The organism is Microbispora sp. CL1-1, assembly GCF_012034195.1.
Classification (GTDB): domain Bacteria; phylum Actinomycetota; class Actinomycetes; order Streptosporangiales; family Streptosporangiaceae; genus Microbispora.
The window spans coordinates 1-445 of the sequence record NZ_JAATEK010000198.1; the positions used below are offsets into that span (position 1 = coordinate 1).

Annotated in this window: 1 pseudogene; it reads right to left on the bottom strand. The window is 71.7% G+C overall.

The annotated features are described in order from the left end of the window. Positions 1 to 445 (bottom strand): annotated as a pseudogene (locus HCK04_RS40590) (transposase); the annotation flags it as partial.

Consider the following 445-nt stretch of genomic DNA (forward strand, 5'->3'; position numbering starts at 1 on the left):
AGGTAGGCGCGGTTGCCGCGGGAGGAGTAGGCCTTGTCGCCGGCGACCGCGCCGGGCCGGGTGCGGGGACGGCCGACGGGTACCCGGACGCGTACTTTCTTCAGCACGGGGATGAACTGCGGGCTGTCGGCGGCCTGCCCTGCGGTCACGACGAACGCCAAGGGGCGGCACCTGCGGTCGGCGGCGAGGTGAATCTTGCTGGTCTGCCCACCCCTGGAGCGTCCGAGCAGGGCAGCTTTCAACCGGAGCCTGCGCCGCCGCCGGATGTGCCGCCGTTGTTCTGCTTCGGCGTCGTTTCGGGCGTCCTGCTCCTGTTGTCCTTCCCGGTCGCCCCCTTTTGCCGGGCCCGCTCCTGTTCGGCAGCCTTCTCCAGGGCGGCCAGCACGTCCGGGTCAAGGTGCATCCCGGCGGCGTCGTGGTGCGCCCGAGCGGTGGTGGAGTCCAC